Consider the following 18,293-nt stretch of genomic DNA (forward strand, 5'->3'; position numbering starts at 1 on the left):
TTCACATTTTTGCAACCTCTCCTGCGCCTGCTTCGTCTTAATGTACAGGAGGTGGTTCTATCATGAACAACAAGAATACGATGAAGAAGAAAGCCACTGCGGCAGCAGCTCTCCTGCTTGCGATAGCTCTATCGATGTCCGCCTGCAATAATGCAAGCCCGACTCCAGACAATAATGGGAACGGCCAAGTGAACAATGATACGGGCGGATCGAACAATTTGCCGGATAATGACGGTGTGATGGAACCCGATACGCCATCCGATGATGGTAGCGGGAACGATGCCTCATCCGGGACGGGCAGTAACGGTGACAATGGCGACGGCAACGGAGTCACCGGGGATGACGGTTCTTCGGAGGCAGTCCTTCATGGGGAAGGAACTTATACCGGCGCAATTGATTCCAACTCCGTCGAGATCAGGACAGACGAAGGGCCTAATGCTTATCGGCTGACAAGTGAATTGACAGCGATCATCGAGAAGCTTCCCGCCGAGGCCAAGGTCAAATTCGAATATACGGAGAAAGTAATTGACAGCGAGAATAACGTGAAGCAGTTATGGCTTCAGTCCATTGAAGAAATCAAATAACTGCTGCTGTAATGTCAAATCCAAAGAGCACTTGACTTAATCGTCCGGTGCTCTTTTTCATGGTAGAATGGAGACAGCAAAAGAGCATCATGCAAGCGGTAATGGTATAGCATTGGGATAGTTGCGGTAATCTGCCACTTTTGTACGAATTTTCATACAAAGCACCCAGACTGTCGCGCCAATTAGCCACTTTTGTACGAATTTTCATACAAAGCACCCAGACTGTCGCGCCAATTAGTCACTTTTGTACGAATTTTCATACAAAGCACCCAGCCAGTCGCGCCAACCTACCGCTTTTGTACGTTTTTTCGTACAACGCAATCGAATTCATGCGCCAATTTGTCACAATTGTGTGAGTTATCGTACATAGCAACTGGTTGCAAGCAAACGCGATGGAACGCTTAGTCGGATTGTATTCATATAAAGGGGGGATTATCGGATGAAGGTCGCTGTAACCGGAGGGACGGGCTTTATCGGGAAAGCGCTGACACAGGTATTGTTGGAGCGCGGGGACGAGGTATTTGTAATTACACGAAAGAATTCCGGGGACGACAGCAGCACACGCGACGACAGCAGCACAAGCGGCAAGCCTCTGCATGTTGTCACTTGGGATTCCCTGCAAAATAATCTCGGCATCCTGGAAGGACTAGACGCAATCGTCAATCTTGCCGGGGAAAGCATCAACCAGCGGTGGAACGATTCTGCGAAAGCACGCATATTGAACTCCAGAATATGGGCTGCGGAACAAGTAGCACAGCTTGTGAAGTCGCTGGAGAAGAAGCCGCATGTCGTCGTCAATGCTTCCGGCATATCGGCTTACGGCATATCGCAAGATGAGGTGTTCGACGAAAGCAGCCCTACAGCCGTAACGGATTTCCTGTCGGAGGTCGTCAAGCAATGGGAGCACGCCGCCGACCGCATACCGGCTGAAAGGCTTGTGAAGCTGCGCGTCGGAGTCGTACTGGCGGATAAAGGCGGAGCTTTCCCGCTAATGGCATTGCCCTATCGGTTATTTGGAGGCGGCCCTGTCGGAAGCGGCAAGCAAGGCTTGTCATGGATACACCTTCACGATATTGTGAGGCTCATCTTATTTTGCCTTGACGATGACAGTATCGACGGTCCTGTCAATGCGTCCGCTCCGCAGCCTGTCAGCAACGATGAGTTCGGAAGAGCGATAGCCAAAGCCATGGGCCGACCGCATTGGTTTCCTGTGCCGGCCTTCCTGATGCGTCTCCTCTTCGGCGAAATGTCGACACTGTTGCTGGACGGTCAACGCGCGGTTCCGAAGAAATCGCAGCAATGCGGCTTCCGATTCCAGTATCCCGCGATAGACAGTGCAATGGAGCAATTGGTCGGCAAGCGACAGCGAAGCCAACGCAATGATTAGCGCATGTTCACCTCATAGCAAGGCCCCTTCTCTCCCGCTAAATGAATGACGTCCCCTTGCGTCAAGCTGTAAGCTTTATATGGGACCATGAGCTTGCCGTTCAGCAGGCTCCCGTTGCGGGAGCCCAGATCCTTGACTTGATGCTCCCCATCCTTGCGTTCTATCTCCAGATGAATTCGGGATACGCCTTCCGCCAATTCGGAGTAATGCACGCCATCTACAGCTCTTCCAATCTTGAATGCTTCCTTGCCCGGCAATTCGATCGCTTCCTCCCGCCCCTCCCACCTTCGCTTTAGCCATAACACGGGAGAACCGCTGCCGCTATCATTGCGATACGCTTCCAACTCCCCGCTCTCCTCCCTCTCCAGCAGTGTCGTAGGGGCGATGGCTACCGCCGGAGAAGGCACGGAAGAGTGAACGGGTCCGACATGTTCATGATCGGCGGAAATATCTGAATCGGAGGACCCAGAAGACCCGAGCGGGCTTGCGCTTTCCGCCACGGCATAACTGCCCAGCGAATGCGTAGTGCCTTCCCTGTGAATCGGCTGAGGCTCCCAGAGGATCTTCTTGCGCAGCATATCCGTACTGGGCTCGAACAGCTCTTCATCATCCTCGGCTTCCTTGGCAGATGTGAATAGTTCACTGCCTCTCTTGCTCATATACACGGAGACAGCCACAATCATAAGCGTAAGGCCTGCACTGGACAGAAGACCCGGCTTGGATTGCACCGGCAAATAGATGAAACGCCATACGCAAGCTATGGCAATCAGAGCGACCGCATAAATCGTCCATTTACTCTTGCCCGACTTCGTGGGAGCATCCTCCTCCTCCCACTCGTCATCCACATTCTTCGCTAGCTCCTTGTCGGCTTTATTCCAAGGATTAGATTGCGCAGGCTTCCATTGCATCTCCGGCGAGGCAGCCGAGCCTGATGACGCAGCTTTCGCCGCCTCTCCTCTTGCTGCCGCCATATCATCGTCGGCAATGCTTTCCGGCGGCCGTGAACAGTCCGGCTTAGCGGGGAATGCCGGGCTAACGGACTCTTTTGCCTGCGGCAATCGGCCTATAGCAGGTATTGAAGATTGTTCTTTATCCTCTCCCAGCATGTCCAGCAACGTTTTTTGCAGTTCTGCCAAAGGCCACCGGATTTCACTAAGCAATTGAAATATGCGCTTCAGGCCCTCGCCGTCAATATCATCCACATATGACGTCCAGCGAACTGCGAGAGACAAGAGCTCGCTTGCGCCTTGCGCATCCTCTTCCAGATCTCCTTTCAGCGGAATATATGCGAGACGTATATCCCCGAACCGCTCTCCCATGAAGATGAACTGGTCGCCGAGCAAGCACCCCTCGGGACGAAGCATGTAATCTCTGCATTCAGCTAAAGCATCGGTAACGCTAAGCAACAGACTATAGTACTGGCTCATCGTCAGCGGCTGCTGCTGCAGGCGATGGACCAGCATCCTCATTCCCGAGAGCGCATAGCGGAATGTCAGCTTGCCGTCCAGCTCGAACCAATCGATCGGCAACAGATGCGGAACTGACTCGGCACGCAGCATATTCATCTCGATATCATCCAACTCGTCGCGGTATATTCCCTTCTTCCGGTCCACTATCATGACATGTCCCCGATTCATGGCAAAATCAATGCGGAAAGCATGCATCGCCATTACATCCCCCACCCCTTCAAGTTAATCCACCATCATCCACAGCGCTACGCCTGCAGGTGCGACAGCCAGCATGAACGGAAAGCTGCTGCGGCATGCCAGCCTGCTCCCCGGCCGCACCTTGCGCAGCACAAGCAACGTCAACCCGATCAATCCGCCGAACAGCATCGCATAAATCATAAGCTGCAGCACGGCCGCTATGCCGAGCCATGCACCCGTGGCCCCGAACAGCTTTACGTCGCCGGCTCCTATTCCTTTCAGCACATACAGCAGCAGGAGAGGCAGAAAGCCTGCGGCCGCTCCCAGCAACGCCTGCAGAAGCTGTTGCCAGCCTCCGGACAATAGTGCGTACAGGCAAGCCGCCAGGAAGAAACCGCCTGTCAGAGCATTCGGAATCCGCTGCCTGCGAACATCCGTCACAAACGCAGCGGCAAGTAAAATTGCCGCCGCCAAGCCGGGTAACGCCATCCGATCCCTTCCTCTCTTATTCCTGCTCTTTCTTCTCTACGATAAAATGACGGGACACCTGAAGCTCACCCTCAATCGTGGATACGGTCAGTTGCCATATGCCTGGCGTCGTATTACCTGAGACATGCCATGTCCACTGCACGAAACCGTTCTCGTCGGCTACGGCTTCTCCGATATGCTTCGCCTTGCTGTTGCCGCTCTTGTACCGGATGCCTAGCGATATCCTTGCTCCCGGATTCGTCTTGGCCGTTACTGTAGCCTTGCGTCCCGGACGCAAGGGAGAAGGATGAACGGCCACAATCTGCAGTGTCACGTCCTCTCCGTCAGCACCATTATCCGAGCCGTATTCGGCAGCCTTCGCATCGCTTAGCCATACCCGTTCGGACGCTCGCTCGCGCAGTATAAGCGGCTTGCCGTAGAAGGGGAGCTTAAGCGGAAATTGATAGTCTAGCACTACGGACAGGTAGGCGGGATCTCTCGTCTGCAGATCGGGAAGAGTCAGCTTGGCGAGCTCCACTCGATCGGGGTCCAATACCGCATCATTATGCAACGAATTCCGGACGAACGGTTCCACGGCACGGCGTCCCAGCTCGGAAGCCGCCCAATTGACGAGCGGCTGCCAGTCTCCGCGCAATACGGCGGCAACAAGCTCGCCTGCAGGCTCCGGCAGCCATTCGGCACCCGAAGCGGCGATTTCTCCCCAGCCGGGCAAGTCCGCCGGACCATCAGGCGACGTAGGCAGATAGGCCCCTGCAAGTGCGACTGGCCGCATATGCGCCGCCAGTTGTCGCGCAGTATTGGATGCTGCGGAGTGCAGAGCCATCTGCGTGGCGCACAGCGAGACGAGTATGATGAAAGTCATCAGCACAATTAGCAGGAATGGGGTAACAATAGCCGCCTCCAGCACAATAGAACCCGACTGCTCCTCTTTCAGCCCCTTATGCTCTGTAGAGCCCTTCACTCTTGCACAGTTATTCCTGCTTCTAATAAGACCAGCCGACAATTTTACTGCTTTCATAGCGGTTGCCTGCCACCTTCCCGTCCAGCAGTCCCCAATGTCCCAGCAGCTTCATCATGCCGGGCAGGAACAGCAGCTTTATGGACAGCCTTGCCTCGCCCGTCACCCCAGCCGGTACGGAGAATAGCTTTAAATCCCCATTTTGTTCGATGACGGCGATCATGCGCGCTAGCCTTTCTTCCCGCTTCCCGCCATGCAACAGCATGAACATGCGCAGATAGTCCTTGTAGCCCAGATCGACCTTTGCGTATTTCGACAGAGGCGCGGCACCTCTCTCAGCGAATGAGAGCATATCTGCCAGCGCGCCTTCCAATCCGTACACGATAGCAGCGGACAAAATCAGCAAAGGATGGCCCAATGACCGGCTCGCAATCAGTCCTTCCATCGTCCGTATGGCCAGACGTACGGAGAACAGTTCCCCGTAGGCGGCAATCAGATTGCCCGTCGGGGTGTGAAAGCCGTATAGCACATATTCAGCCTCCTGGTTATGGAAGGAAGTCAGGCCCGCCAAGCCGGAGACGTCTCCGCTCCTCATCAAACCGAGCAAATGCTGCGGTTCGAATCGGGAATATCTGGCTACAACATACTCACCGAAGTAAAAGTCGTCCCTGGTGTGCTGCAGCATGTCAGACAAGTCGGCGAACACGTTGTCCATTGCAGCGGAGGATTGTCGGGCAGCGTCATAGGCTCCCTCTGCAGGCTGCTGCAGCTCCGACTGCCCGTCGTCTCCCTGCGCATTGGACAGCAGGCTTTCCCGATAGTGCTTCTCAACCTGTCGGTATTGGCGCGTATGCTCTTCATTCGACGGCAAGGCCGCAATACCGTTCAGCAGATTCCGCGCTTGCTTCCAGCGCGTCTCGGCCATACTCTCCTGTTCCTTCAGCTTCTGCTTCAGCTCGCCGCCTGCCAGCGCTTGTTGGCGACTCTTTACTACGCTGCCCGGCACCAAATACCGTTCGTTGTAAAGCCGGTAAGCAGTATGAATGGCGGCGAGACTGTTCGCCAGAGCGGCTGAGTGAACATGCCGGGCTCCCGGATTGGACATGGCTGTCTGCATATTGGACAACAATTGTCTGCCTGCGTGAATATAACCTGTCCCGTCAGCTCCCTGCAGCAGCAGCTCCTGCTTGTAATCGGTGAACCATTCCGCACCTAGCACCAGTTCCTTGCCGGCCTTCCGCACCTCTGCCAGCTCATCCGCCCCGCCGTCGGGCATCCCGCTGCGTGCAGCGCCTGGCACCTTGCTCCCGGATACCGTATCATACGCCGCGTTCGCCTCACGCTCCGCCGACTCGGCTATTCTGCGCATCTCCTCATTAATCGTCTCCGCCTTCTCCAGCTCCTCCGACGCTTTCCCAATGAACTCTATATGCCGAAGATGCAAGCTGTCCCCTGCCCTTCTGATGGCATCGCTCAAGGTCCATACTTCCTGCTCATAGCCGGCAATCTCGCTACCATACAGCGGCTCCCCATCCTCCGGCAGGGAAAGGTCATGCAGCTTCATCTCCGCATAAGCGCTGTAGCCTTCAACAGCTGCGGCCGCTGTACCAGAGATTCCCCCACCAGTTCCAATCGGGATAAGCGCATGAACAGCGCTTCCCCGCAGCTCGTCCGCCGCCTGCTGCTGGAGCTTGAAGACCGCCTCAATGCGGGCTTCTCTCTTCTCATATAACTGCCGGAGCTGCGTCAATGTGTCGACCGCATGAGAAGCCTCCTTCATCGCGCCGGCCAGCGGAGCAAGCCGCGCTGCGATCTCCAGCGTGAAGTCGATCGGCGCTTTGTACTTCATCTCCTCAAGCACGCTTCTTGCGAATACATCATGCTCGCCTAGCGTAAGCGATGTATGCACTTCCGCCTCCTCGACCCGCGCTTCCACAATCGTGAAGGTGGACGGTGAGCTCTTCTCCAGATTACCCTCCAGCACTTGCCGGAATATCTCCTCTCCGTCTGTACCTCCCCTGCCGAACAAGCCATAACGCTCGTACAGCCATGTATCGTAAGCCGACAAGACGGATCGCGCACCGGATCGGGCCGCGTCCTCCGCGAGCTTGTGCAAAGCGGCAATTCTGGCATAATCGATCAGCACCGCGAAGAACAGCAGCAAGGAAGATAAGACGACAACCGCGAATATCGTGACCGCCCCGTCATCTCGCCAAAGCAACCGCCTCACTCCGTCCGGCCGCTTCATCGCATTCCTCCCTTGCCGCTACCGCCGTATGAAGCCAGCACTTCGCGGGCGTCTGCCTTCGCTCTTCCGGCACCGGTCCGATTGCCGAACTTGGCTGTATAATATCGGACGAGCTCCACACTGCGCGTAAATTCCACAGGGTCCACGACGCTTCCGGAATAGACGGCAGCCGGTCCTTCAGACATGGCCCCATGTTCCCAAGGCAGCTTCGAAGCGACAGGTTGCACCAGCCTGCTCACAACAGCACCTGTCAATCCGCTGACACCGTAGCTGATCTCGCCCTTATACGCCAGCTCGGCTCCATCCATCCATCGCGCTGCACGCAGAAGCTTCTGCGCGGTCAAGCCATCGTTCTCGTCCGAGCTGCCCGGTTTGACAGGCCATTGCACAGCCGTGCGTCCGTCTTCCCCTGCAAGGCCGAACATGCTGGCAAGCGCGCCATCCCCTCCCAATCGCCGATACAGTCCGTCATAATTCGGCTGCAGCAGAATGCCGCTTGCAGGATCGCGATGACTGTTGTCCCAGGCGAACGCCGCCCTTTCCGACGTTATGGCTGCAGCGTACAGCACAACAACCTTTTGATGCAGATACAGCCCCAGTACCAGGAACAGCAGCACTACAGCGAACAAAAGAGGGAACACAATAGCGGACTCCAACGTATAGCTGCCGCGGTCGCCTGCCAGCCAAATGCGCCAACTTTCCGCCAGCCTAGAAAATCTTGTTTGCCTGATCATCCGCTTTGTCCATCAAATCATTGACCAATGCTATAATCCAATCCTTAAATAGAAGTGCGATTATAATAACGACCGCAATAATCAGGATGACCTCCAGCGTGCCCAGACCGCTCTCATTCCGGAAGAATCGCCGCGCTTTCCCCGACCACTTTCTCCATGCACCGTATGCCATATCCACTCATCCTTCCATTATCATAATCATCACAGCACCATAACGGCTGGCGCTGCTACAAGCACCATCATGACAAGCAATATCGCAACCAGCGGAAAAACCAGCTTGGACGAGGCTTCCTCCCCGCCCGTGCGCGCAATCTCCTTCCGCTTATCCCATAAAGAGTAGGACAGCTCGCGCAGCGCAAGCACAAACTGATCGCCTCCCCTGCGATAATTAAGGAGAAGTGCGGTGGTGAACACCGCGATCTCCTGAATCGCACAGCTGCGGTTGAACCGCTCCATAACCGAGCTGAACGATTGACCGTTACGCAGAGCCTCCGCTGCCGCTTCCCATTCCTTATACAGCGGATGGTCGCTCCCTTCCCGTCCTTCCAGGCAGCGTTGGAACGCATTCGCTACCGTGTCGCCTGCTCCTACGAGGAGCATCAGTCGGCTCATGGCGCCCGGAAGCGCGGCCACCATCTTGCGCTTCCTTCTCTCCAGCTCGCGCCCCGCCTCCACATACGGCCTGCATAGCAGAACGATGCCAAGCAGCAGCCCGACCAGGAGCAGCAAGCTCTCCTCGCCGATCCATGCCAGCCAAGACCCTCCCGTCAAGGCGGCATAACCGCCGCCCACCGTCGCCGCCGCCTCCCGCTTGCTTCGCTCAATCGTCCACGACTGTCCCTTCAGCACCGCCAGCTTCATATGGAACGCATTGAACTGCAGCGCCAGCTTGTCATACAAGCGGAGATGCTCCAGCAGCTTAAGGAACGGTGCCTCCAGCAGCATCTCCTTGGCATGCGCCTTGCTCCGCATTCCCCCTCTTCCCGTAAACAATCCCTTACCGATTCGTCGCAGCGCCTTACCGCCCATCCCATAAAGCCAGCACGCGGTGAGGAGCACCGCGGCAACAGCAGCAGCCATCTCCCGCCCTCCTTCACAGCGTAATGCGCATCATGCGATGCATCGTCCAGAAGCACAGCGACAGAATCAGGAGCGCGACCGTCAACAGGACATACCCGGGCAAGCTGTACATTGGCTTCATATAATCGGGTGCAGCCAGGCTCAGGAAGAGCATGAATACGAAAGGAACAGCCATCATGATGCGCGCCTCGAACCGCTTCTGGGCGATCAGCACCTTTATCTCCGACTCTACGCCCAGCTTCTCGCCTATAATGGAGGAAGTTCTCCTCATCACGACAAGCATATCGCCGCCCGACCGCTTGCAGGTGACTACCGCTTCCGTGAAGTCGGCAATTTCTTCGATGCCCGCCCGCATGGCCAGCGACTTGAGTCCGCGTTCCAACGGTTCTCCGGTGTCCAACAGATGACAGATTCTCTGGAATTCCTGCAGTATGAACGCAGAGGCATCCGGATACAGCAATCGCAGATCCTCCAGTGTCGTCCTGAATGCCACCTCCAGCGATCGTCCCGCAGCCAGGGAAGATGTCAACGAGTATAGCGCTTCTTTAAATTGCAGCTTCAGCATATTGCGTCTTCTCTCCAGCATGGCCGCCCGCCTGTATCTTGGAGCCAGAATCCCTCCCAATGAAGCGAACAAGGAGATCGCAACGGAGTGGTAGAACAAGTAAGCGGCGAAGAACAGCATTGCTCCACACAGCAATACTGAGAGAAGAAGCTCCCGGTCCGTCAAGCGGTACGAAGTGTACTGCAGCGGTTGATCTCCCCTTCTCGGCGCTTCTCTCTCCCATAATGAATCCCAACCGGACCAGCGCAGTACCCGATTCATTCGTTCGCTCTTCAGCAGATCAGCTCTCAGTTCCAATGCCCTCCACCCCCTTTCCCGCCATATCCAGCTTGGCTGTGCGTTGCAGACGATGATCTGTGCGAATAAGTGTTGCCGCCGCGCTCACGCTCCCCCCCTCACGATGCACGAACAACGGACGATGACTGATCTCCCCGGACTCTATACCTGTAATCTCGCTTATCTCCACCACTTTGCGGGAACCATCCCGCAATCTGGCCAGATGAAGCATGATATCGATGGCGGAAGCCATCTGTCCCCGAATGACGGGCAGCGGCAGCTCCGCCGCGCCTACCACCATCGTCTCCAGACGGGCCAGCATATCCTTCACGCTATTGCCGTGCCCGGTGGAAATCGATCCCTCATGGCCCGTATTGAGCGCCTGGAGCATATCCAGCGCTTCCCCGCCGCGCACTTCTCCGATCACTATCCGATTGGGACGCATCCTGAGCGAAGCTCGTATAAGATCGCGAATGGTTACTTCTCCTTTCCCTTCCGTATTGGCATTTCTCGTCTCCAAGGAGACAAGATTGGGAATCGTAGCGAGCTGCAGCTCTGCCGAATCCTCAATGGTCACGATTCGCTCGCCGCGCGGAATGAATTGGGACAGCGCGTTCAAGAAGGTCGTTTTTCCCGTTCCTGTACCCCCGCTTATGAAAATATTGTATTTCGATTCCACAAGCGTCTTCAGGAACATTGCCGCCGCCTCCGTCAACGTCCCCTTCGCCACCAACTGCTCCATCGTCATCGGCTGCTCGGGAAATTTGCGAATTGTCATGCAAGGCCCCTTCAAAGCAACCGGAGGCAGCACGACATGCACGCGGGAGCCGTCCTTCAGACGGGCATCTACGATTGGCGTGGATTCATTCACGATGCGATTCACTCCGGCGACGATGGATTGTATGAGATCCTCCAATCTCTCCCGGCTTTCGAACGAGGCGGCCAGCCTGCTTATCTCTCCCGCCCGCTCTACGAAAATCTCCTTGTGATTATTGATCATAATCTCATTCACTTCGGGGTCCTCCATCAGCGGCTGAAGAATATCCAGCCCTCTGAAGGAATGGAACAGTCTCCGTACGTAATCGACCTTCTCGGAGGCTGTCAGAGTATGCTGATTGCTCCATTCCAGCACCACCCTTTCAGCCGTCCTCATCAGCTCTTCGTCGCTGAGCGCTACGCTGAAATCCAATCGGGCACGCACCTGCTCGCGCAGCGCGATCATGGCTTCGTTAGCGGACATGGGCGCAATCACTCTCTAGAAGCTGCTCCAGCAGCTTGTCGGCAGCAGCCCTGAACTGCGGCGATGACAGCAATGTTCCGCCGGCTTGCCATTCGTGTACGAAGGGCAGCCCATACGCATGTCTTACACGCAATTGCATGCCGCTCGACTTGTTGTATACCAGCTTTATCTTGTCTTGCATCGCTTGCAATCTCTCCCCCCAGCGTTGCCGGGCATAGGTCATCGCCAGATCATGCTTGCCTGTTACAACGGGATCTTCCGTCAGCACCATAAGCATATGCCGGGATCGTTCCATTAACGCTGCACGCATATCGTCCCAACTGTCATCGCCATCCACGACAATCACATCGTACTCCCCCGTCCCCGCAATCAGCTCCAGCAGTGCAGAAGCATCTTCTGACGTCAAGGTCAGCCTGTCCTCCACATTGTTGAAGGCCGACACGTAATCCGTTTTAAGCAGCGGATGATATTGGCGATGACGGACCAGCCATTGCCTGGCCGTGCTGAATTTGGCCTTTATCTCATACAGCAGCTCTGACATCCCTTCCCCTTCCGCTCCTTCCGTTCCGAGCCAGCGCATCGATGTGTTCCAACGCTCCAGATTCAAGTAGAAGGTGCGAAGCCCCCTGGTGCCCGCCGCATGAGCCAGATGCAGCGCCACTGCCGTCTTGCCTACTCCGCCAGCGCTTGAACATACCGTTATAACTCCACAACTGTCGGCTTGACCTGATGCGGCTGCGGCGGATCGAACCGGATTCCCGATGCTTCGGCCATACCATTCCGTCAGCCCTTTCAGCAGCATCGGGAGCGATTGATACTTCAATAGTTCGCGAAGCGCGCAGCTCTCCCCCAGCTTCTCCACTAATGCAACGGCAGGAATAGCCGCAATGACATGCTCCAGTTCCTCCAGCAGCTCCGGCTCCGCAGCTACCAGATGCACGGCATATCCCCTCTCGATGTACTGCTTGCACGCGTCCGCGCTTGTGAAAGCGGACACCCCCCATGATTCGCTGAAGGGACTGTCTCGCACATAATCAGCCAGCCGCTTCATATACTCCCCTTCTTGCATAACTACCGCCAGTTGATAGCGCATCCCATCTCTCCCTTCTTCCCAACGCAAAAAAAGCACCGCAAAGGGCGCAGCTGGCTGCTGCCCTTAACGGTGCTTCCGTCATGTCACAGAAATATGAACTTGCCATCAAATCTACCATATGATGGACATTTCGTCAACTATTGTTGTTGAAAAAAATTTCGCAGCTCTTTCTCCGCATTTTCATCCGAATCGGAGCCGTGGACGATATTGCTGGCTACATCAGTAGCATAATCGCCGCGAATGGTGCCGGCAGCCGCTTCAACGGGATTCGTTGCTCCAATAACCGAACGAGCGTTTTTCACGGCATCGTTCCCATGGAGCTCCATCGCGAAGACGGGACCTGAGACGATAAAATCGACCAATTCGCCAAAAAACGGCTTGTCCTTCAAATGCTCGTAGTGAACCTCTGCTTGCTCTCTTCCCAACTGCATCAACTTGGCTTGTACCAGCTTAAAGCCCTTTTCCTCGAATCTCGCTACAATACGACCTACCAAACCTCTTGCCACACCATCAGGTTTCACCATTACAAATGTTTTGTTCATGAGTATTCCCTCCGTTATCTGGTATATCCAATTATTGGTTAAGCCATTCACTAATAATGCCTGCGGTCTCTTCTATCGCGCGATTCGTAACATCGATGACGGGACAATTCAAGCTTTTCATAATAGAAGAAGCGTAGTCGAGCTCCTCCTGAATCCGATCAGCCGAAGCATATTGGGCGGATGCGGGCAGTCCCAGAGCCTTCAGTCTCTCCGTGCGAATTTGCAGCAAGTGCTCCGGCTTCATCGTCAGCCCTACGATTAATCGGCCTGGGCCGCACTTTAATTCAGCTGGCGGGTTCACCTCGGGCATAAGCGGAAGATTCGCCGTTTTTATCCCTTTATGAGACAAATAAACGCTTACAGGCGTCTTGGACGTACGCGACACGCCGATCAGTATAACCTGTGCCTGCAACAATCCCCGAACATCCTTGCCATCATCGTACTTGACCGCGAACTCGATCGCTTCCATCCGCTTATGATACGCCTCATCGATAGAATGAAGCAGCCCCGGCTCGCGCTTCGGAAAGCTGCCGAACGTATCCACGAACGCCTGCATCATCGGTCCCATCACATCGACCGCGGTTACGCCATGCTTCATCGATTCCTCTTTCATCAGTGCTCTCAATTCAGGCTGTACCAATGTGTAGCTGATAAATCCGCCGTTTTTTGCCGCATCAGCTACAATACGCGAAATCTCATCCTCGGAACGCAAGTGCCCGAAACGCTTGATTTTCACATTCTCCGACGAGAACTGACGCAATGTCGCCTTCACAACCGCTTCAGCCGTCTCTCCTACCGCATCCGAGCATATATATATCATTTGCTCTGTCATCTATATGGCTCCTCCTATTCCCCGACTGACGCGATGTCCGCCAATAATGCAATAATACCGGACTTCGACACCCAACCTACCACTTCCGGATCTTGTCCAGACTCCTCGCGCAGCGCAATGACAGGGAGGCAATCTACTTGATGCGCCGCCATCTTCATAATCGCGTCATGGACGGAATCGCTTGGAAGCAAAGTAACGATGTTGGGATATCGGGTCATCACCATACTGACAGGTATGGATGCCGCACTTGGATTGCCCAAAGTAATCTTCAATAGATCCTTGGGCGTAACGATGCCGGCGAACCGCTTGTTTTCATTGACAACGATAAGCGTATCCGCATTTTCGGTGAACAAGGTGATAACCGCATCATGCACGGACAAGGAATCCGGAATATTGACGGGCACTCCTTGCACCTCGCCTACCTTCAAGCTGCTCAGTCGCTGCATGGACTCATTGTTCGGCTTATAGGCATTTCCTAGGAAATAACCGACTTTCGGCTTCGCATCCAGCATGCCGAGCATCACAAGCAGGGAAAGATCCGAACGCAATGTAGGGCGGCTGACACCCAAATATTCAGCTAATTGCTCGCCTGTAACCGGCGAATGCTTCTTCACCAGCTCAAGAAGCTCCATTTGTCGAGATGTTAACTGAATCGTTCTCCCCTCTTCCCTATATGACTCATATATCATATCGCTTATTATACACCGACTTATATAACATATCACAATGACATTTGTTACACAATAAATATTTCACTCCGCATTCTTTTCATGCGCAGAGTTGTGATTTTTGTCACACTTAATAATGATTCAACTCACCAACTTATGTTACATCGTTGATTGCTCTGTTCTGTTGTCATTAATAATGGAATTATACACCTCTAACATTCTCATTTTCCCTTTATATGACTTTACTTCGCTCCCAATTCGTTCAAGCGGAAGTACGAAGCTATGCAGATATTTTCCAGGCCCGCTTTCTTACAGCCGCTCCGTATACTCCCCGTCATTGACCACTAAAGCAGTACCTTCATGGTCTCCTGTCAACATAAGCTTCGTCCATCTCCCCTTCGGCAGAATATATTTGAATTTGCTGCTATATTTTTCCTCACTAAGAATAATTCCCCCGTCTAAGCTCATATCGATAGTAAGTCTGCCGTGATCTGACTCAAGCAGAATGCCTGAATCACAAAAATCTTCGTCCGGTTGAATAGAAACAATCAATGTCCACCCAAAGCCCAGATTTTTAAGCGGAGTTTGCAAATAAGTGCTGGCTCCGTTGAAAGTCAAGAAGCAGTCCGAGTCACATTCAACCAGCTCAGTATAATGGGCTTCAGCATCATAACCGTTGCCGGATTGGTCCTTTACATTATTTCTAATGTCGTATTTTAGAATGCAGCCATCCTTCGCTATACTCTCAACTCTCCACGCCAAATTGACGAGCGGCGGCTCACCTGTCACATTTATATCTTCGGCAAATTGTACATAGGCTCTGTCCAATACATGGCTTGCCCATGTCTTCTCCGCCAGCAACGGGATAACTGGAAACAAACGATAATGGCTGTCATCCATAGAGAAGCCCTTTGACGCTGAAATATCACTCCATAAACTGCTGACTGCACCTTTAAGCTGAGGATGCCCATACGGCAAAACCGTGTCAGGAAAGAAACACTCCGTTTCCCAGTTCTCATACACATGCCTGATGTTCATGCAATCGCTTGGCTCGCTTACAATCGGAACGATGTATAGGGGACGATGCTCCATATTTACGATCTCATACCCGAGGTCAATGGCATGCTTCGCATCGCCAAAGTCCGTATTCCATATGTCCATTACTGCATCATTGCTCACTGGGATTTCACCCGCAAACGTTTTTAAGGACCCCCAAAAATGAGGCGTCTTTCCTTTGCTCTTCACATATCGAATTAACTCATTCGTATAGGCTCTAAAAGACTCTGTCAATCGTTTTTTGCCTGGTCCGTCCTGTTTCGCTACATCGTACTCGTCGGTTCCAATATGTATATCCGGTCCAATGATTTGTTTGAGTTGCTTACTGTTTTCATTTCTAAGCACGATTCTCGATTCAGATGTAAGCTGAAACTCTCCATAACCGCCTGCCCATTTCCTTAAAGCCGGAATTACTGACTACGGTTTGCCATTAGCATCTGCTTGATGAGCAAGTACCCCAGGCACAATAACACTTACATTTTTAGATATCTCATATTGCTGCGGGTCGGCTTCCTCATATACTTTGAACAATAACTGAACGACAGTATCTTTCAAGGGGCTCATGATTTTTCCGGTTAAATCGATAATTTGAGGCGAGTCGCTGCCGAATAACGCTACCTTACATCCAAAAGGCACCTGTGACATAACCATTTCTTTTTGCCCAATTGTGATAGGTGCAGCTCCTGAAGTTCCTCTGCAATTAACTTCATATCCATTTTGTTAATCAAGAATAGAACAGTCCTGTTTCCCCAGACAATATTGCTGATCAACTATGAGAAAAGCGAGCAACTGGATGCATTTTTCAGTTGCTCGCTTCATCCGCCTATTCAATCATTTTCTATCAAATGACCGGCAATGATCTGCGCATGCCATCTCGCCAAGTAATCATTGGGATGGTTCACATTATTGGCCGTCGTGTCCCGAAACGGCTTATGTTTCAGCAATTCCTGATGGACGGCTGTCATATCAACCGTCATTACCCCTGTCATCGCTTCCGAAATCTCTTCAAGAACCGGAGCATACAGACTTTGAAATCCTGAATGAATCGCTTCCGGATTAGCCAATGAAGGAGCAACTAAGATGAGCTCGGTGTCGGCCTTCGTCGACCTGATTTCTTCAACGATGGCCTGTATATTTCTCTTGAAGTCCAAGGGCAATATTCTGCCCGAGCCATCATTCATGCCGAAGGCAACAATGACAAGATCCGCATTCTCACTAGCCGCCCGCAGCTTGGCCTGCTCAACTCCCCACGCTGCTGTCACCCCTCCCAGAGAAGGGTTTACAAATTGCACTGTGTGTTCGTATGCCCTTTCAAGTTGATGAACCAACAGCTTTCCCCATATAGGAAGATAGGGGGGCTCGTTAATCAATTCACTTGAGTTTCCGCCTACAGATATGCTGTCGCCGAACAAAACAATTTTAACCGGCTCTTTTCTTTGCAGCTTTGCAATCGTCAATGGGAGCTTATCTCCGGCAAATACGGGCACAGGGCCCTCCCAATTGCCCGAATGCTTGTAGGTAATCACGATTTGCAAATTGTGAAAAAAACCATCTTCGCGAAAGTATAAAGCGCCTTTTCCGTCTTTCCGAGGCACTGTATCCGCCTCCCGATACTCAGGCACATACATTTGATCCCTGGCCATAACCGGTATCGATGAGTTCTCCATCACTATAAACCGGCCATCCTTAAAATCCCAATCTTCCCCGCGAAGGAATTCCTTGTCCAGTCGGGCACTTTTCACCGAAATGATCTCTGTCGGCGGATACAGAAAATCAACTTGTGTATGCTGATCTTCGCTTGACAACAATAGAAAGGCTTCATCATAAACAACAGGGCCTTGCCAAAAAGGATACATCGCTCTCTCTTCCATACTATTAAACTCCTTCTCCCCAGCCTTTTCAGTACAGCCCGCAGCAATCGCCGCTATGCCTAAAACCAGCAGCGTGATATAGATTGGCCTGGTCATCTTATTCATGCTTTTTCCTAAACTCGGACGGGCTATATCCGGTCATTTTTTTGAATACTCTATTGAAAAAGCTGACATCATTAAAGCCTACCTCTGCACTGATGGATGAAACTTTGTCATTCGTTGAAAGCAAAAGCTGCTTCGATTTCTCCACTCGTAAATTATGCAAATAATTTACCATTGTTGTATCGCTCATCTGTTTGAATATCCGGGTCACTTGTCTGGTACTGCAAGCGGCTATTTTGGCCAAGTCTTCCAATGTAATGAGTGTATGATAATGCCTCTCCAAAAAACCGATAATTCGTTTATACATTTGCTCCTCAACGGAACTTATTCCGTCAATAAACTTGCCGGATTTACGATTCATTTTCGGATTTACGGCGTAGTAACGACTTAACCGCAAAATGAGTTCAGTTAACATCAATTTGATTAACGAGGTGTAGCCCGGAAGCTTGGAGTGAAACTCCTGCTCGATCTTCCTCACCATTGTCTTTACTTCTTCCGTTTCGGTCGGACTCAATTTCAAAATAGAAGTAAACCTGGCATCTGCCCCAAGAAAAGGTTGTACGTAGAAGAAGTCCATTAACTGTGCGCATTCCGGTACTCGCAACATCGGCCAATCAATAATAGTAGGGAAAAATTGCAAATTCGTAACCTCAACAGACTCACCGCTATCAAGTCTATAGGTATGCATTTCGTGAGGGTTAATAATAAAAATGTCTCCGGGAAAGATTTTGTATTCCATCATCCCGAACTGCTCCGAATGAAAAATATGTGTAGCAGATCCGCTAATAACAAATACAATCTCAATAAAATCGTGACTGTGCAACGGGAGCAACGGGATATCATTTGCACTGTGAACCCAAGTGCTGACATGAAAAGGAAATATATCTCGCATAGAATATTCCACTGCTTTGAATTGATGCGT

Annotated in this window: 19 protein-coding genes; 2 read left to right on the forward strand and 17 right to left on the reverse strand. The window is 52.6% G+C overall.

The genetic code is table 11. From position 1 onward, the window contains the following. The first annotated feature begins 62 nt into the window (after positions 1–62). Positions 63–584 (forward strand): hypothetical protein, encoded by a 522-nt coding sequence (locus M6D81_RS19470; protein WP_262678648.1) that lies wholly within the window; start codon positions 63–65, stop codon positions 582–584. Positions 585–1,023: 439 nt separating this feature from the next. Continuing rightward, on the forward strand, positions 1,024–1,971 hold the full coding sequence (locus M6D81_RS19475; RefSeq protein WP_262678649.1) for a TIGR01777 family oxidoreductase: 948 nt from the start codon (positions 1,024–1,026) through the stop codon (positions 1,969–1,971). Here M6D81_RS19475 and M6D81_RS19480 read toward each other — a convergent pair. The 17 genes from M6D81_RS19480 to M6D81_RS19560 all read right to left on the reverse strand — a co-directional run bounded on the left by M6D81_RS19480 (position 1,968) and on the right by M6D81_RS19560 (position 18,263). Then, positions 1,968–3,641 (reverse strand): DUF6382 and FHA domain-containing protein, encoded by a 1,674-nt coding sequence (locus tag M6D81_RS19480; protein ID WP_262678650.1) that lies wholly within the window; start codon positions 3,639–3,641, stop codon positions 1,968–1,970. The two genes, M6D81_RS19475 and M6D81_RS19480, sit on opposite strands and share 4 nt — an antisense overlap. Before the next feature lie 21 nt (positions 3,642–3,662). Then, complete coding sequence (locus M6D81_RS19485; protein ID WP_262678651.1) at positions 3,663–4,106, reverse strand: A24 family peptidase; 444 nt, start codon at positions 4,104–4,106, stop codon at positions 3,663–3,665. 16 nt (positions 4,107–4,122) lie between these two features. Then, complete coding sequence (locus M6D81_RS19490) at positions 4,123–5,124, reverse strand: TadE family protein (protein ID WP_262678652.1); 1,002 nt, start codon at positions 5,122–5,124, stop codon at positions 4,123–4,125. Continuing rightward, complete coding sequence (locus tag M6D81_RS19495) at positions 5,090–7,312, reverse strand: TadE/TadG family type IV pilus assembly protein (protein WP_262678653.1); 2,223 nt, start codon at positions 7,310–7,312, stop codon at positions 5,090–5,092. The genes M6D81_RS19490 and M6D81_RS19495 overlap by 35 nt, the downstream gene beginning before the upstream one ends. Next, positions 7,309–8,046, reverse strand: coding sequence for a TadE/TadG family type IV pilus assembly protein (locus M6D81_RS19500; RefSeq protein WP_262678654.1), 738 nt, complete (start codon positions 8,044–8,046; stop codon positions 7,309–7,311). The genes M6D81_RS19495 and M6D81_RS19500 overlap by 4 nt, the downstream gene beginning before the upstream one ends. Continuing rightward, on the reverse strand, positions 8,021–8,218 hold the full coding sequence (locus tag M6D81_RS19505; RefSeq protein WP_262678655.1) for a Flp1 family type IVb pilin: 198 nt from the start codon (positions 8,216–8,218) through the stop codon (positions 8,021–8,023). The genes M6D81_RS19500 and M6D81_RS19505 overlap by 26 nt, the downstream gene beginning before the upstream one ends. A gap of 29 nt (positions 8,219–8,247) precedes the next feature. After that, positions 8,248–9,126, reverse strand: coding sequence for a type II secretion system F family protein (locus M6D81_RS19510; RefSeq protein WP_262678656.1), 879 nt, complete (start codon positions 9,124–9,126; stop codon positions 8,248–8,250). A gap of 13 nt (positions 9,127–9,139) precedes the next feature. Further along, complete coding sequence (locus tag M6D81_RS19515; protein WP_262678657.1) at positions 9,140–9,988, reverse strand: type II secretion system F family protein; 849 nt, start codon at positions 9,986–9,988, stop codon at positions 9,140–9,142. Further along, positions 9,972–11,207, reverse strand: a complete 1,236-nt coding sequence (locus M6D81_RS19520; RefSeq protein WP_262678658.1) for a TadA family conjugal transfer-associated ATPase — start codon at positions 11,205–11,207, stop codon at positions 9,972–9,974. Before M6D81_RS19520 ends, M6D81_RS19515 begins: the two co-directional genes overlap by 17 nt. Next, a complete protein-coding gene (locus M6D81_RS19525) occupies positions 11,197–12,300 on the reverse strand; it encodes a P-loop NTPase family protein (RefSeq protein ID WP_262678659.1) in 1,104 nt (367 codons plus the stop codon). Before M6D81_RS19525 ends, M6D81_RS19520 begins: the two co-directional genes overlap by 11 nt. Positions 12,301–12,437: 137 nt before the next feature. Beyond that, complete coding sequence (gene ndk, locus M6D81_RS19530) at positions 12,438–12,842, reverse strand: nucleoside-diphosphate kinase (protein WP_262678660.1); 405 nt, start codon at positions 12,840–12,842, stop codon at positions 12,438–12,440. A gap of 31 nt (positions 12,843–12,873) precedes the next feature. After that, positions 12,874–13,674 (reverse strand): pyruvate, water dikinase regulatory protein, encoded by an 801-nt coding sequence (locus M6D81_RS19535; protein ID WP_262678661.1) that lies wholly within the window; start codon positions 13,672–13,674, stop codon positions 12,874–12,876. 14 nt (positions 13,675–13,688) lie between these two features. Continuing rightward, the gene (locus M6D81_RS19540; RefSeq protein WP_317259150.1) at positions 13,689–14,363 is read right to left on the reverse strand and encodes a helix-turn-helix transcriptional regulator; all 675 of its coding nucleotides are present in this window, start codon (positions 14,361–14,363) and stop codon (positions 13,689–13,691) included. A 288-nt stretch (positions 14,364–14,651) separates the two neighbouring features. Beyond that, positions 14,652–15,743, reverse strand: a complete 1,092-nt coding sequence (locus tag M6D81_RS19545; protein ID WP_262678662.1) for a family 20 glycosylhydrolase — start codon at positions 15,741–15,743, stop codon at positions 14,652–14,654. Between the two features lie 72 nt (positions 15,744–15,815). Beyond that, on the reverse strand, positions 15,816–16,043 hold the full coding sequence (locus M6D81_RS19550; RefSeq protein WP_262678663.1) for a hypothetical protein: 228 nt from the start codon (positions 16,041–16,043) through the stop codon (positions 15,816–15,818). 182 nt (positions 16,044–16,225) lie between these two features. Continuing rightward, positions 16,226–17,374 (reverse strand): SGNH/GDSL hydrolase family protein, encoded by a 1,149-nt coding sequence (locus M6D81_RS19555; RefSeq protein ID WP_262678664.1) that lies wholly within the window; start codon positions 17,372–17,374, stop codon positions 16,226–16,228. Next, positions 17,367–18,263 (reverse strand): AraC family transcriptional regulator, encoded by an 897-nt coding sequence (locus M6D81_RS19560; protein ID WP_262678665.1) that lies wholly within the window; start codon positions 18,261–18,263, stop codon positions 17,367–17,369. The genes M6D81_RS19555 and M6D81_RS19560 overlap by 8 nt, the downstream gene beginning before the upstream one ends. Positions 18,264–18,293 lie beyond the last annotated feature (30 nt).

The organism is Paenibacillus sp. J5C2022, assembly GCF_025567625.1.
GTDB lineage: Bacteria > Bacillota > Bacilli > Paenibacillales > Paenibacillaceae > Pristimantibacillus.